General features: G+C 68.1%; 11 protein-coding genes and 1 pseudogene. 3 read left to right on the forward strand and 9 right to left on the reverse strand.

Going from position 1 to position 14,276, the window contains the following annotated elements; genetic code table 11:
• Nucleotides 1-71: 71 nt before the first annotated feature.
• Nucleotides 72-1,505 carry a hypothetical protein gene (locus tag ACFZDE_RS35335; RefSeq protein WP_391208554.1) on the reverse strand — a complete coding sequence of 478 codons (1,434 nt, stop codon included), beginning with the start codon at nucleotides 1,503-1,505 and terminating at the stop codon, nucleotides 72-74.
• Nucleotides 1,465-1,725: pseudogene (locus ACFZDE_RS35340) on the reverse strand (hypothetical protein); the annotation flags it as partial. The gene ACFZDE_RS35335 and the pseudogene ACFZDE_RS35340, both read right to left, overlap by 41 nt.
• Nucleotides 1,726-2,203: 478 nt before the next feature.
• On the opposite strand from ACFZDE_RS35340, the gene ACFZDE_RS35345 reads away from it, so the two are divergent.
• Nucleotides 2,204-3,427, forward strand: a complete 1,224-nt coding sequence (locus ACFZDE_RS35345; protein ID WP_391208560.1) for a hypothetical protein — start codon at nucleotides 2,204-2,206, stop codon at nucleotides 3,425-3,427.
• A 409-nt stretch (nucleotides 3,428-3,836) separates the two neighbouring features.
• Here the strand turns inward: ACFZDE_RS35345 and ACFZDE_RS35350 are convergent, their stop codons facing one another.
• Nucleotides 3,837-4,790 (reverse strand): DUF6615 family protein, encoded by a 954-nt coding sequence (locus ACFZDE_RS35350; protein WP_391208572.1) that lies wholly within the window; start codon nucleotides 4,788-4,790, stop codon nucleotides 3,837-3,839.
• A gap of 563 nt (nucleotides 4,791-5,353) precedes the next feature.
• Nucleotides 5,354-5,584 carry a hypothetical protein gene (locus tag ACFZDE_RS35355; RefSeq protein WP_391208584.1) on the reverse strand — a complete coding sequence of 77 codons (231 nt, stop codon included), beginning with the start codon at nucleotides 5,582-5,584 and terminating at the stop codon, nucleotides 5,354-5,356.
• Nucleotides 5,585-6,050: 466 nt separating this feature from the next.
• On the opposite strand from ACFZDE_RS35355, the gene ACFZDE_RS35360 reads away from it, so the two are divergent.
• Together ACFZDE_RS35360 and ACFZDE_RS35365 are read left to right on the forward strand one after the other, a co-directional pair.
• Nucleotides 6,051-6,800 carry a DUF317 domain-containing protein gene (locus ACFZDE_RS35360; RefSeq protein WP_391208593.1) on the forward strand — a complete coding sequence of 250 codons (750 nt, stop codon included), beginning with the start codon at nucleotides 6,051-6,053 and terminating at the stop codon, nucleotides 6,798-6,800.
• A 122-nt stretch (nucleotides 6,801-6,922) separates the two neighbouring features.
• Nucleotides 6,923-7,366: a hypothetical protein gene (locus ACFZDE_RS35365; protein ID WP_391208605.1), complete on the forward strand. Its 444-nt coding sequence runs from the start codon at nucleotides 6,923-6,925 to the stop codon at nucleotides 7,364-7,366.
• Between the two features lie 182 nt (nucleotides 7,367-7,548).
• Here the strand turns inward: ACFZDE_RS35365 and ACFZDE_RS35370 are convergent, their stop codons facing one another.
• The 5 genes from ACFZDE_RS35370 to ACFZDE_RS35390 all read right to left on the reverse strand — a co-directional run bounded on the left by ACFZDE_RS35370 (nucleotide 7,549) and on the right by ACFZDE_RS35390 (nucleotide 14,002).
• Nucleotides 7,549-8,550, reverse strand: a complete 1,002-nt coding sequence (locus ACFZDE_RS35370; RefSeq protein ID WP_391208616.1) for a plasmid replication/partition related protein — start codon at nucleotides 8,548-8,550, stop codon at nucleotides 7,549-7,551.
• 67 nt (nucleotides 8,551-8,617) lie between these two features.
• The gene (locus ACFZDE_RS35375) at nucleotides 8,618-10,339 is read right to left on the reverse strand and encodes a relaxase/mobilization nuclease domain-containing protein (RefSeq protein ID WP_391208630.1); all 1,722 of its coding nucleotides are present in this window, start codon (nucleotides 10,337-10,339) and stop codon (nucleotides 8,618-8,620) included.
• Nucleotides 10,336-10,977, reverse strand: a complete 642-nt coding sequence (locus ACFZDE_RS35380; RefSeq protein ID WP_391208635.1) for a plasmid mobilization protein — start codon at nucleotides 10,975-10,977, stop codon at nucleotides 10,336-10,338. Before ACFZDE_RS35380 ends, ACFZDE_RS35375 begins: the two co-directional genes overlap by 4 nt.
• Nucleotides 10,978-11,100: 123 nt before the next feature.
• Complete coding sequence (locus ACFZDE_RS35385) at nucleotides 11,101-12,090, reverse strand: DUF2637 domain-containing protein (RefSeq protein ID WP_391208644.1); 990 nt, start codon at nucleotides 12,088-12,090, stop codon at nucleotides 11,101-11,103.
• Nucleotides 12,091-12,472: 382 nt separating this feature from the next.
• Nucleotides 12,473-14,002, reverse strand: a complete 1,530-nt coding sequence (locus tag ACFZDE_RS35390) for a DnaB-like helicase N-terminal domain-containing protein (protein WP_391208651.1) — start codon at nucleotides 14,000-14,002, stop codon at nucleotides 12,473-12,475.
• Nucleotides 14,003-14,276 lie beyond the last annotated feature (274 nt).

Raw genomic sequence — 14,276 nt, forward strand, 5'->3', positions numbered from 1 at the left:
CCCGATTGACCCCCGTCGAGTACGAGACCATCATGACCCCACCCGCAGCTCTGGCTGCATAAACCCCGCTGTCACCAGATCATGCAGCAGTCCCATGCGGCGATCCGTGACGGCGACCAGTGTCTTGCCGCAGCCTTGTCCCTTGCTGCCGCCAACCTCTCCTTCGCTCCGCCGACGATCGCCGAAACGGGGCCGAGGGCATCGAGCTGGTCGGGGAAGGCGAGGACACGTAGGTTCTCACCGTCATCGAGGAGCCATCGCAGGATGCGAAGGTACGGCTCGCCATCCAGCGATTCAGGTGCGCAGACGACGCCCGGAGCCTCAAGCGGAGGGGCCGGCGGATGGAGAGCGTCGGCAAGAGGCTCGATCGCCTCCAGAAGACGTGCGGAGGTTTCGCGGGCTGCCTTCACGTCCTTCCGCTTTCCCGGCAGCGGCCATGCGTCGGGGCCAGGGAGTTCGGCGGTGATCCGCAGCTCCCGCGTCAGCGCGTCGACGAGGCTCGTCGACGCGGCGAGAGCGGAGTCGAACTCCGCGCGGGTGTCACGCGCGATGACCTCGGCGTACTGCGCCTCGGCTGCGTCTTCACGTCCAGCGGCTCTCGCCCTTGCAGCGCGGAGCGCGTGATACCCGGTCCATGCCTTGAGGGAGGACAAGAGGGCGTAGGCATCGAAGGCGATCGCCTCGGCGTTCGTCTGCAGATACTCACGGTGGTTGCGTGCGTCGGCCTGACCGATCTGCCTGACGTGGTCGCGGACGTTCTCCTGGTAGAGCTCAAGCTGCTTCTGCAGCAGCGCTCCACTGCCCGCGACGTCCTCCCACAAGGACGTCGGGACCGATTCGATCTCTCGCGCCTGGTCGACCGCGCGATCGATGGCGGCGACGAGCCCCGTCAGTTCGGCCCACTGATCCTTGCGGATGGCGGTAAGGACCTGACTCGTCACCGCGAGGTTGGTCCTGACGAGGCCCGAGACCTCACTCAACATCATCTGAAGGCCGACCATGGCCAGCGCAGGCCCGACCGAGGCCGCGGTCTGCGCCTTGCTCACCGCATTCACGGAGAAGAAGCGGGCCTGACGCAGGAAGCGGCCAGGAACCATCACCGCTCCGAGGTTCCCCCCGTCCTTGACGGCGAGCGTCGCGCCGCTGTTCAGCAGGGCCTGTGTCGTGGCGTCGATCCTGTAGAGACCCTGCACGCTGGCGAACGCGTTTCCGAGATTGCCGACCACGGTTGCCGCGTTCCCGATAGAGGCGAGGATCGCTGAGATCTGCTTGCGGTCTGCAGTCGGCACGATGCCGAAGTCGATCAGATCGGGTTTCAGCTCCAGTGGGACCTCACCGGCGACGACAGCCACCCCTGGGAGCACCTCCACAAGGACCGTCGACGCCGTCGTCGATTCGATGTCCGAGTCGGACGTCGAATCGTCCACAACAGGTGAATCGGCGGTATTGCCCCGGCCGTTCTCCTCAGGCTCGGCGATCTCCATCGAATCCGAAGGGTCCTGCATGCGTTCTCCTCCCCCGCAGGCGCGCGCAACGGCCGGACTTCGTCGGCGTTGGCTGCCGAAGTCTACGGCTCAACGCCCCACGATTCAGCCCGAATCCGACGGACTGATTCCGGACCGGATGGTGCCGGGCATGGGTGCACCCGACGGCGCAAGACCGCCCCCGGCGGCGCTTGTCGGTCGCCCCAAGAAGGGCTACCAGCAGCCGAAGCTTCTTCACTCGCTCATTGGCGGCAGATTGATGAGCTTTGAAAGCTGCGCGGGCAGCTGCCCGGGGGTGATCAGAACCGCCGAAACACGCCTCAGTCGAATGTCAGCCCGCACGCCCTCGGGGCCGTCCCTCACCGTCGCGCGGGCCGGATGAGAAACCTGCACCTGGGGGCCGCGCTGACAGGATCGGCACATGCTTATCACCCCTCGCCCCGGCGCAGAACGGAAGAACATCCGGCAGGTCCTCAGCGGCGTCCACAGCACCGCGATGAACCTGCAGCGGCCGTATCTCACCGCCTTCGAGGGGCTGTGGACGTATCTGGAGTGGGCCACGGAGTCCGCGCGAATGCTGCGCTCCCAGATCAGCGACCGGGACCTCGACGTTCTGAACGTCCGCATCGTCGAAATCGCCGGACTAATTGCTCGCTTGCAGGGACCCAGGGAGCTGACAGAGTGGCGCTCCGTTGCTGGCCAGAGCCTTGGAGGGAAGCATGTCGGCGTCCGAAATCGGGTATCGCGTGGTGCGTCATGGAGACAAGGCGCCGAAGGACGGGACGCTATGGCGTACCGAAGCGGAGTCACGCAGCAGGGTAGCGGCGGGCGATCGTCCAGCGCTCCAGGAGGTTCTGTTCTGCCTGCGTGCCGATCTCGTGGATAGCATCCGCGTGTCCAGGTGGGATGACCTGGGCGATCCGATCACCCGGGAGATGGTCCGCGACGAGATCCGGGATCACCGAGCAACACTGACCGTGGCCGGTGATGTCATCGAACCCGATCACCCTCTACGGAACACCGAGCGAGGTGTTCGCAACCAGGTTCAGGCTACCTGCGCTGCACTTCGGGCTCTTCTTCCTCGCCAACGAGGCAAGCAGGGCCAGTTGGACATCGGCCGCGGCCTGAGCAAGAACGAAGTGGTGCGGCTCGCACACAAGTTGCACGTCGGGTTTCAACTGACGCTGGCGCAGACTGCGGACCTCCTCAACCAAGCGGGCTACATGTGGAATGGCGTGCAGGGTGAGCGGGACTTCAACAAGCAGGTCGTTCACCGGCTCCTCCAAGACGCGTGCTGGGACGACGATGCCCCCCGGACGGTCGATGGCGAGCGGATCCGTACCAGTGGGAGGTCACATCAAGTTCTCCAGGAGTTCGAGGTGATGGCCGTCTACGGACCAGACGACGAACGAGATCACCTCACGCGATCGAGGGACGTCCAGAACATCGCGACGGCGCACGACCACCTCTTCGCCTTCTCCTTCACCCCGAGCACTCCGGACTTCGGGCTCACAGACCTTCTCCACCTCGTGACCACACCCGTGCCTGTCCGCACCCTCTACGTAGCCGACTCTTCCCTCTTTCCCAGCGAATTGGACCGGCTGGTCGCGTACAGGTGGGTCGAGCACTTCGGCGTCCAGGTTCTGGAGGCGGGCAAGTCGGTGAAGTCGACCGTTGAAGGTTCCGGACAAGAGCAAGTTCTGCGGGAGGTGATCAAGACGTTCGCTGCCCTTCGGATGCACGACAGCCACACCGTGATCGAGACCACCCGGTCCATCGATCACGCGAGGGCCGTCGCGAAGCGCCTGCGGAGCCAGGCGGGGTACTCGTATGAGGAGATCGCTCGTCACCTCAGGCTGGAAGCGATTCCCACGCGGAAGCGCAGCGGCGACTGGGGCAGAAGCGCTGTCATGGATCTAGTGTCCGGTGATGTCGCCTCATGAGCAACGCCCGACGTGATGCTCGTCGAGAGCGCGCGCTGACCCGACTTCGCACGCATGCAGGCGTCACGCTGAGCCGGCACGCCCTGTCCCGGGCGAAGGAGCTCGGTTTCGATGAGAGTGAAGTGCTGCGGTGCGTCATGTCTCCCGAGCAAACCTACGGAGGCGACCCGAAATACCCAGGTGCCCGGCGCGTCCACCAGCGTCGAGATTGCGCCTGCGTCATCGACACGGCGACCCGAACGGTGGTGACAGTGCTGCTACGCAATACGGGCCTATGGCAACACGGAACCCATACCAGGTGGGACATGCCTCGTGCTTGGTCAAGTTGAGCGCGGGTCATAGGCTCTCCGCCTCTTTCCAATGTGGAAAAGCACCCCGGGATCTGACTCGTACTCTGCCCGGGGCGCTGTCACGTCGTTTCCCGCCACCCCTGCCGCTCCAGTGCCCGCAGGTCGAACCGCTTCCGCAGGTCGGCCAGCCCTGGTGGCACTTCATCCATGCGGGCACCGGGGAGCGCCGTGTGACCCGTGATGAGAGCGATCCGAGGGTCCGACTCCTCGGCGACCACCTCGTCGTCCGTCTCAAGCGCTTCTTCGATGCGGCCAGGCAGAGACGGAGCCGAAGGGAGGTCGTCGTTGGTGTGCAGCCACTCCATGCCCATCAGCAGCGTCGAGGCGTACGAGTCCTGAGGATGCCCCGACCACACTGTCGGGCAGTGCACCAGGCACGACAGCGGCTTACTTTCGGCCAGTACGTCGCGGTAGCCGTTCTTACCCTTCACAATCAGCTCGTCGATCTGCTGGGCAGGGGCGATCGTGATGCCGAGCAGGGGCTGCTGTTGACACGGCTCAAGTCTCTTACACGGCCATGGCTCAGCCCGTTTACCCTGCAGGCAGTTGTAGAAGGCGTACAGCGGGACCGGCAGGACGTTACCGTTCCGGCCTTCCCGTCGCGCGGCCTCGACCAGCAACCGACTCTGCCAAATCCTGCCGTCTGATCCTCTCCGGATCTTGCGCTTGAGTTCCTCGTAGCGTTCGCCGGGGTGGTAGAGGCGCTTGGCCTGAATCCAGAGACGCACCCACGACAAGTCGCTCCGCTGGATCCACCACTCCCAGTCGGCGCCGTTCCTTCGCTCCTCGTGCGGCTTGAACCTAACCACCCGCCAGAAACGCGGGTCCACATGTGCAAGCTCCGTCAGAAGCAGGTCGGTGAGGGTCGTCTCGTACGCCTCGAACCCAACGGCACGTGCTCTCGCCATGCGGCGGTGCGTGGCACGAGCCTGTTTGGCCAGGGCCTTCGCCAGGTGGCACGCCTCCGGCCGCCCAGCCATCAAGTTCTCGATCACGTGGTGGATGTGCTTCACGGAACCTGTGCGGGATCCCGGTGGTGGAGAAATGGGGGGAAGTGGCGGCGACGTCAATGAATCTCCATGTTGCGGCTCCGCCTTGATCTCTGGACGCTCGCTCGGCGCTGTACTGACCCTGCGCACCTACCGTACGGTCACGACCTGTTCCACATCGACGAGTTGACGAGTCGGAAGGCGGCCAACTCGCGGACACTCGACGCTACGTCACGATATGCCCCAGGAACCACACTGTGAACGCCGACCAGGTGACCACGAAGGCCAGGTACCCAGGGCGAGTGCCTCTGTGGTCCGGTGCGATCAGTGGCCGAGCGCCGACCATGCGGCGTGTCCGAGAGCTGCGAGGCTGGCCAGTACTCCGACGGCCGGCAGGGGCCCAGCGGGTACGTTCCAGGGCAGTGACCCTGTCGCCGAGTTCCTCGACGGCCTTGTCTATCTGGTCGGATCGCTGTGCGATCGGGGCAAGTTGGCCGTTGATGCGCGCCAGCCCGACTTCGAGGGCGCGACGAAGCGCAGCCAGTTCAAGGGCGACCTCTCCGTCGGGCATAGCGTGGCTCCTACGGTCAGTTGGTCGTGGACGTGGATGCGGGGTCGGTTCTCGCCGGGAGCCAGGAGGCGGTCCCGGTACGGCCGAGAAGGGTGCCGACGGCACCCTTGGTGACGGCCAGGCCAGCGGGGATCGCGGCGGTGGCGGCGGACTGGAGAGTGGAGAGGCCCGCGTCGCAGGACAGCGTCACGTGATCCAAGATGCCGCTCAGCTTGCCCGCACCGTCCAGCCCAGTTCGTAGGCCCACGTGGCGAAGATCGCCATGACGGCCGCCTCGGCACGGACAAGCAGCCGGGCAGAACGCAGCGCCTCCTCCGACGAATGTGCGGCAGTCCGTGTGCCGCACTCATGTCGTCCTCCATCTCAACAGGCGCGCCGGCTGCGCGAGGGTGAGGCTGAGGGCCGCATGGTGCACTGACAACGGGCGCAGGTGCTCGCCCGGTTCGGTGCACGCGGCCGACATACGGACCGCGTAGAGCGTGCTCGTTCCTCACGACTGGATCCACTGTCAGAGAAGCCGAAACGACCGTGTTCGCTGTCAAACGCCTTGATTGGATGATAAAAGACACAGTTCGCCACAGGCAGACAGGGAAGATCCCGAAACGACTGGTCAGCAGCTGCGCAGCTATGTCAACCTGCAACACCTTGCAGGAGGACCTGGTCAACGAGGTGATGCCAGTGATCCTGGAGCCAGTGTTCCGCCCTACGAGCCCATGGAGGCGCCCCTGCTCCCGCACCACTCCAACGACCGCTCCCGACCGAACTTGCCGGACCCGGTCTACTGGGTCACCCCGCGTCATCTGGCCGGTGACGACGGTGTGCTCGCCGAGCGGATCGGCGACACCCTGTACGACCTCGGCTGGCGCATGTGGCCCACATCCCGTCGCACCCTTCTCTACGTAAGCCCGGATGGGCTGCGTGGGGCCGAGTGGATCCTCGCGGCCTATCCGTTCGAGCTGGGCGGTCTGCCCGTTGCCTGGCAGCTGAGCGCCCGCGGCCATGCTGCCTCTGCGATGCCGCAGTGGAACGCGTACTTCACCACGGGCGTCTCCTACGAGGCGCTTGCCGATCTCCTCGTGGCGATCGACGCCCGTGAGGCACCCGATGTCGGCTTCGAGGGGCCTGAGACGGTCCTCGATGCGCTGAGTGCCCGGGGTTGGATCCGCGATGTGGATCGCCCCCGCACCACTGCGACAGACCCCGGGTTCTCCGCCTGCCTCTCCCTGGAGACGCTGCCGCCGCTCATCGAGGACGCCGACCCGCGTCCTGACCTGGTGGGCTGGCAGGCGTGGGCGGACCCCGTTCCGGGCGCCCCGTACCTGTGGTGTGCCAGCTTCAGTGCCAGCGTCCCCCATGACCTGGTCGCCGCGTTCGCGTCCTCACTCGCCTCCCCGGTCCCGGTGCCTCGCCAAACTGTGCCCGAGAGCGCTGAGGGGCGGCTCACTGTCATCCGCCGCGACTGACAGCCCCTGCCCCAGAGGATCCGCTGCTGTGCGGCTCGTCGCCGATCTCCCCGAGTGGCAGCGGGTCAGACGTATGAGGCGTGGTCCCTGCGCCTGCCCGATGAGAGAAAAGGAGAAAAGTCGTGTTCTTTCGGCGCGCTCGCGAGGACCGTGCGTTCCGTGAAGCCCAGCGTGCGGGCTACGAGCTGCTCCGGCGGCTGCAGGCCGCCCAGCCGTGGCCCGGCTGCCTCGAGCCGACTCCACAGGCCCCTGCCGCAGAGGAAGTGGCGCTGCCCGTCCTGCCGCCGACGTTGCGGGTGTCGTCGCGCCATGAGGTGGCCGGGGTGATGATGCGCTGGCTGCAGCCGCTCGTCGTCGACGGCGAGGTCCGCACGTGCCCCGGGTGCGGCGCGTACCGGGACTGGATCGTCTTCTGCATGCGCGACGATTCGGTGTGGCTGCGTTGTCGGGCGGGCCACGAGACGAAGGAGCCCGGCCTGAATGCGACCTGGTTCAACCGCAACTCCGGTCCCGTCGACCGGTTCCACCCCACTCTCGAAGAGGGCCTGCGCCACCTCGGCCATTGACGGCCGTCCGCACCGGGACGGCGGTCGTCGTGGTCTCCGTTCCTAGAGCGCCAGATCCCCGCCCTGGTCGCGGAGATGCCTGACGTTCCCCACGGTGTAAGCCCCGTGACATGGGCGGGCTTCACCGCCCTCGCCCCTGGAAGCCGGAGCCAACAAGGCCGGCCGCCAGGGGCGCCGCCGTGTCAGGCCAGGGAGGTCAGGTTCTGGAGGAGCGAGCGGACTTCGGGTGTGAGGCCGTCGAGAATGTCCCGCCTGTAGGGGGTGTCGGGTCGGGCAGCGAGATCTTGGACCGTAGCCCAGTTCTCGGCGACTACCCGGAGAGCCTGCTGCGCTTGCTGGACGGCATTCCGCCGGTGGACGAGGAACTCTTCGGCGCGCTCGTGGGCCTGCTCCCAGGTAATGTCTCCCCGCTCGACGAGCTGGGCCAGGGGCGGGGCGGGATCGCCGTCGGAGAGGCGGAGAGCGTCCGTGTGCTGCACGGACTGCCGGAGCCGTTCTTCGTGTTGCCGCTGGTCGAGTGCCGCTATGGCGTCGTCGAGGGTGCGGAGGCCGTCCACGACCTGTTCGGCGAGGTCGGGGGCATGCTCGCGCAAGCGGCCGTGCTGGGCCTCGATCTCGGCGGAGCGGGCCTGGAGTTCGCGGACGGTGCTGTAGGCGACATCGAGGCTGAGCTTGCCGCTGCGGACCTTCTCGGCGAGGTGGGGGTGGTGCTTGAGGACCGTAGCCGCGTTGGAGAGGCGGGTCAGGCTGATGCTGTGGCCCTTGGCCTGGTGGCGCAGGGAGTGTTCCGAAAAGGAACGGGCCATCGCGACGATCATCGCCTGCTGGCCCTTGCTGATGTGCCGACGGCGCAGGTTATGGGCGAGTATCAGCCCCTTGGGGTCGCTGCCGGTGTAGGTGGTGAAGCGCGGCTCGACGCCGGCGATCTCGCAGGCGTCGAGACGGTTACGTCCGTCGAGGAGGACGCCGTCGGCGCTCAGGACGATGGCCTCGTGCTGTCCCTCAGTCTTGATGGACTCGGCCAGGTCGTGCAGCTCGTCGGCGCTGAGCATCGGGAACACGCCGGCGGTGGGGTGGGTCTGGATGATGTGCTCCTTGTCGGGTGGGGTGCAGGTGGCGCGCCGCAGATGTCCTGCGGCGTCGTAAGACCGGGGACAGGGCTGTTGTCGTTGATCGGTCGTCATCGTGCCTTCGGTGGCTCTCGGTAGCGGGTGCGAGGCGTGCGCGGCCGCTGCGTGAGGGGACTGGTGCTCACCGCGGCCGGTGAGTGCCCGATGGCTGTTGCACGGATGTGGGGGGTCTCGCGGCGGTGGCCCGCGCTGGGGACAGGACGTGGGGGATGTGGGGGCTACGGGCTTGTGCGGCTCGTGCACCTAGGCCGGGGGCGTGACGGTCGCCGAGGCGTTGGATGCGCCAGACGAGAACTTCGGATGCCGATTTGGCGTCGCTCAAGGAGCGTTGCTGGGCTGCCTGTCGGAGGACAGTTACGGGGCTGTGGCCTGCGGCTTCGGCGGTGGCGAGAGCAGCGGTGAGTGCGGGCCAGGCAGCCTCGGTGAGGATCTGTCCGGAGTGGGAGGGCAGAACCTCGTGCAGGGTGCGGGCATACCGGTGGACGGTGCTGTCGGAGGGGCGGCGCCCGGCGAGTACGGCGAGGCTGGTGGGGGCGAGCTGGTCGTAGGCGGCCTGGAGATGGATGAGCGTTTGGCGGGCGGCGGCCACCTGCCGGTCGTGGTGGTGCAGCGCGCTGCGGCGCTGGGCTGCGAGGACGACGAGAATGGCGACGTCCAGGAGCATGGCCAGGCCGGTGTGGTCCGCGGGCTGGTAGCGCATGGCTTTCAGAGCGCCGCGCAGGGCGCGGGCGTGCTGGTGGTCGGCGTGGGCACGGGTGTGGGCGGCGTGCTCGAAGGCGACGGCGGCGCGGTGGAGTTCGGCCTTGAGATGGACGGGGGCGTGGGCGGGCAAGGCGTAGAGAACTTCGCTGAAGACGGTCAGGTGGGCTTGTGCAGCGCTGTCGTCGGCGTGATCAAGGTGGTGGGGGATGCGTTCTGCGGCCGCGGTGGCCTGGTGCCAAGGGCTGCGGCGGTAGTGGCCGACTGGTGAGGCTGCAGTGGCGGTGTGCGCTTCGGCGGCGGCCAGACGCTGCTGGATCTGCGGAAGGGACAGGTCGGTGGCGAGGCTGGAGCCGGAGTACCAGATGGGTGTGCCGTCGTCAGGCAGGGCGACCTTGTAGCCGCCGAGGTCGCCGGAGGGCAGAGTGCGTGTTTCGACTTGAAGGCCGGCGTCGGCGAGCAGGTTGAAGAACTCTTCCAGGTCCTTCGCGTGGGAGAGCGCGGTGCGTACGGTGTGCCGAAGCTGCTCGCGAGCCGTCTTGTGGTGGCCCAGCCGTTTGGCCTTCTCCTGCTCGGCGCGGGTGGGGCGCTTCGTCGCCGGAGTGCCGGTGGCGGCGTCGGGGCCGCGCGGAACCTGGGTGAGGCCGAAGTCCTTCTCGATCTCGGCGAGTTCGGCCATGGCGCGGTGGTAGTCGTTCCAGTTCCGCGGCGGGCGCAGATCGCCGCGGACTTTGGTGGCGACGATGTGGATGTGGTCGTCCGCGTGGCGCACGGCCACCCACCGGCAGCCGTCCGGATCGCCCTCCGGTGCGATGCCGGTCGCATGGACCATGCGCTTGGCGATCGTCGCCCACTCGGCATCGGTCAGGAGGCGGTCCTCGGGCGCGGCGCGCACCGAGCAGTGCCACACGTGTCCCTCGGGTGCCTTGTCGCCAGCCTGCTCGACCCGCAGATCCAGGGCCTTGGTGAGCTGGCCGAGCCGCTGCTTGTGCCCAGGTCTGTCATACGGGCCTGGGTCAGGAACGAAGTCATCCCAGGAAGCGACGATGTGCTGGTCGGTGTGTTCGTTGGCGCGGCCCTTGTCGAAGAGGTACGCCAGGACGCCGTAGGTGTTGTTGCCCGGCTTGACGATGTTCGCGATCAACTCAGGCCGCCTGCCTTCTGCCCGGCTGCCCGGAAAGCCGCCTCGTCGATTGCCCGGACCGTGTCGTGGGCGGTGGCGAGCAGGCGCTCCGCCCGCTGAAGGATCGCGGCGTCCACAGGGTGTGGATCGCCGCCCGAGTTGAGGCGGCGGGCGATCTGGTTGACGTTGTTGCCGATCCGGGCGATCTGCGCCCGCTGGGTGGCGAGCTCGTCGACCGCATCGTCGTAGACGGTGCGAGGGGCGGCGACGGTGATCTCACCGCGGACGCGGGCCATGGTGGCGTCGGCGATGTAGCGGGCCATGGTCACGTGCTCGGCTTTCGCCGCCGACTGGATGTCGTGCTTCTCGTGCGGCGCGAAGCGGGCGGTGACGTGCTCGGAACGCTGCGCGTCGAGGTTCGCGCGACGGTACGGCGTACGCGGCTTGGCCCCCAAGACGAGAGCGGTCGGCTGATTGCCGGCGCCCACTCCCTCCTGCTCCGGCACGCCCTCGTGCCGGAGCTGCTCCTCCGCCACCCCCGGGGCGGAGGAGTTTGCGATGGACCGGCCTATGGACGGTCCATCGCCATTGCTTGCTGTGCTGTTCAGGCCGGTGGTCATCTCCTGCTGAGGGGTGAGTTCGCGGTGCGGATCGTGCATGGAACGGTTCTCCGTGGGGTGTTGGTGCCGGGTGCTTCGCTGTGCGCGGCCCCCATGTCCCGCGCTTGTCTACGCGGGACATGGGGTGTGCCGGAAGGGTGGGCGATCGGTGCGCTTGCCGGGTCAGGCGGTGCCGACGGGGGCTGTGTCGAGGTCCCTTTGCCTCTGGGAGGCGGCTTCGTCGAGTCCGTCGACTGGCTCGGCCTCGAAGCCGTCGTGCGTGACGGGCTCGGTCTGGCTGGTGCGCTCGGCCTGCAGCTGGTCGCGTAGGGCGCGGGCGCGCTTCTGGCCGATCCGTAGTTCGCTGCGCAGACGCTCGGCACTCAGCCGGTCGTCGCTCCAGTCGGCGGTCAGGAGCCGGGCCTCGTCGAGGACTTCGGCGTCGGTGCGGGTGTGCGTGCGGTCTGCGGTCGGCTTGGCGGTGGCGCGGACCCGACCGGTCGCCCGACGCGGGGCGGCTCCGGTCGACTCCACTGCGGCGGCTGACCGGGGCGGTCGGGTAGCGGGGGCCGACTCGTCGGCCTCGGTCGGCCTCGTCACGGGCGCATCGGCGACCTTCACGGGGGTCGACTCGGTCGGCTGCTCGGGGGCCGATTCGGCCTGGTCAGCCATCGACCGCGCGGCCTGCTCGTCAGCTACCTGACTAACCGACTCGGCGAAGACCGCTTCGGCGGAGTCGGCCGACTCGGAGGTGTGGTGCAGCACCTTCGCCACGAGGTCCGACCCGAAGTAGATCGACCCGACTGGGAGCGAGGTCGCCAGCAGCACAAGGGCCCAGTTTGCGGGGTCCCAGTCGGCCAGTCGGCCCCACTGGACCGACTCGGTGTGCAGGGCCGGGATGAGGCCGTGCACGTAGTTCAGCAGGAGGCTGGCGATCGTGTAGGTCGCCAGGACCCGCAGTGCGAACTTGCGGTCGTTACCGGTCAGCACGAGCGTGGCGACCAGCGCGAGGGCCATCAGCCCGTCGATCACGATCGGGTAGAGCAGGGCGGCGGTGGAGTCGGCGCCGATGGCGCGGGCCACGTCGGACAGCGCGTTCCACGAGACCCGGAAGGCCATGAGGACGACGGACACCAGGCCGACGACGAGGGTGATGCGTCCGTTGCGGTTCACGCGACGACCTCCAGCGGGGGCGAGTGCTTGGCGGCCGGGGCGAGCGGGAGCAGGGTGATGCCGGCGTGGATGCCGCGGCTGCCGCTTATGGCTGCCGGGGCGCGGGGCAGGGGAGTGCAAGGGCGTGGGCTCCGGGGTGGGGAGTGAGGCTTGCGGGGTGGGGAGTGAGCGGCGTTCACGGAGGGGGCGTTCACGCGGGCCCCCTTCTAAAGGGGGCCCCGCGCGTGATCGCCTGGGCGCGTGTACGGCGTGGACGCTCGCGTGATCGCTCTACCAGCGGTTTTGCGGTGAACGTGGACGCCGTGAGCGGTTCACGGCGGGGTGTTCGCGTGAGGGCCGCGTGTACGGTCGCGTGATCGCTCTCGTGCGGGCCGATCGGGGTTCAGCCGACGGCGGTGAGGTGGCGTGCGGAGGGGTAGTAGCGGGTCTGCTGTCCGCCTCCGGCTCCTCCGGCGATGCCGTCGGCCTTGGTGGCCAGGCCGCTGTCGACGAGGCGGGCGAGGTGGCGTCGCGCCTTCTCGACGTCGGCGCGTTCGGGGTCGCCTCCACCGATCAGGATGGCCGCCAGGTCGCGGGCGGTCAGCCCGCTGGGGGCGTTGCGCAGCAGGACGGCGGGGTCCTTGCTGGGGTCGACCGTGGTGGTGCCGCGCACGTGGTCGTGGGTGACGTCGAGCGGGCCGATCTCCCCGGTGGGGGTCTTGAGGTGGTGCAGGGTGACCGCCGGGTCGCCTGCCTGGCCGGTGATGAAGAGGACGCTGCCCGCGCCGGCGGTGATCCAGGTGGAGCCGTAGACCTGGTCCAGGGCGGGGCGCTGGCCGCGTGGGGCGTCGGCGGTGGCCTTGCGCTGGTGGTGCAGCTCCATGATCTCCACGCCGCCTCGCAGGGCGCGCATGCGGGCGTTGTGGAAGGCGACCGCGAGGCTGTCGTCGACCATCGTGCTCACCGCGTCCTTGAGGCTGTCGATCACGATGGTGTCGGCGCGATGGGCGGCGGCGAGGTCGGCGAGGAGGTCGGGCTCCTTGTCGAGGGTGGCGGGCAGCGGGCCCTCCCAGACCACGAGACGCTCGCGCAGGATCTTCTCGTCGGTGGGGAAGACGCGGCGGTCCATCGCCCGGGCGATCTGCCGGGGCCGGTCCATGGCCAGGTAGAGCACCCGCCTGCTGGGGGCGACCGGCATCTCCAGGACAGTCTCCTGCAGACCGAGGCGGGCGAAGACCACCTGGTGGGCCAGGGTGGTCTTGCCGACACCCGGAGCGCCGACGATCATCAGGCTCTCGCCCGGCGCCCAGACGGTCTTCTCACGGGTGCCCCACAAGGGCTCGGCGTCCGCGCCGGTCTCCTTGACGAAGGACCACCCGTCCCTGGCGAAGCGGTTCAGGCGCCCCTGTCCCGAGGCGAGTGCCCGCTCACGCTCGGCCCGCATCTCCGCTTCGACCTCGCTGCGTATCGCCTCGGGGTCGGCGCCCGGCTCCTGGGCGCGCTGGACGGTGCGTATCGCGGAGGCGAGCAGGCGGCGGAGGTTGGCCTTCTCGCGGATGATCTCCGCGTGGTACTCCGCGCTGCCGGTGCCGTAGTGCACGTCGGCGAGCTGGTGAAGGTAGGGACGGCCACCGACGCGCTCCAGGTCCCCCTGCTGCTGGAGCACCTCGGTGAGGACGATCGGGTCGGTCGGCTTGTCCTCGCGGTGCTGGGCAAGCAGCGCACGCCAGATGGTCTCGTGGGCCGGCCGGTAAAAGACGCCCTCGCCCAGAACCGGCCGGACCGCGTCGATGATGTCGGCGTTGTGCATGCAGGCGCCGAGGACCGCGCGCTCGGCGTCCACATTGTACGGAGGCTCCGCCGCGTCCCGCGTCGGCTCGGGTTCCCTGAAGCGGGATGGCGTATTCGGTTGGGGATCGGCCATACTGGGCATCGGCTCCTCTGCTCGCGGGCCATATGGGACGGCAATCCCGGACTCCGCGGGTCGATCGCTAGGGATGGCGGTTGAGAGGTTTGCGCTTGAGCCCCCGGCAATGCCGGGGGCTTCATTCATGTGACGTGCGGTCGCACGGACTCCTCGGGTTGGTGGTGTGGTGGGGACCACCAGTATGCCACATGAATTGCGGATTGCATAAGTGTTCTGCATCTCGCAGGAGGCATGCTACTGTTATGAGGTCACTGCGATCGGCAGGAGACTGCTACGAACG

It is taken from the genome of Streptomyces sp. NPDC007929, assembly GCF_042959065.1.
Lineage (GTDB): Bacteria > Actinomycetota > Actinomycetes > Streptomycetales > Streptomycetaceae > Streptomyces.

Bases quoted from the DNA above. Each gene is read 5' to 3' on its own strand.
- ACFZDE_RS35335 (WP_391208554.1), bottom strand. From the start codon at position 1,505: ATGCAGGACCCTTCGGATTCGATGGAGATCGCCGAGCCTGAGGAGAAC.
- ACFZDE_RS35345 (WP_391208560.1), top strand. From the start codon at position 2,204: ATGTCGGCGTCCGAAATCGGGTATCGCGTGGTGCGTCATGGAGACAAG.
- ACFZDE_RS35360 (WP_391208593.1), top strand. From the start codon at position 6,051: ATGGAGGCGCCCCTGCTCCCGCACCACTCCAACGACCGCTCCCGACCG.
- ACFZDE_RS35370 (WP_391208616.1), bottom strand. From the start codon at position 8,550: ATGACGACCGATCAACGACAACAGCCCTGTCCCCGGTCTTACGACGCC.
- ACFZDE_RS35380 (WP_391208635.1), bottom strand. From the start codon at position 10,977: ATGCACGATCCGCACCGCGAACTCACCCCTCAGCAGGAGATGACCACC.
- ACFZDE_RS35390 (WP_391208651.1), bottom strand. From the start codon at position 14,002: ATGCCCAGTATGGCCGATCCCCAACCGAATACGCCATCCCGCTTCAGG.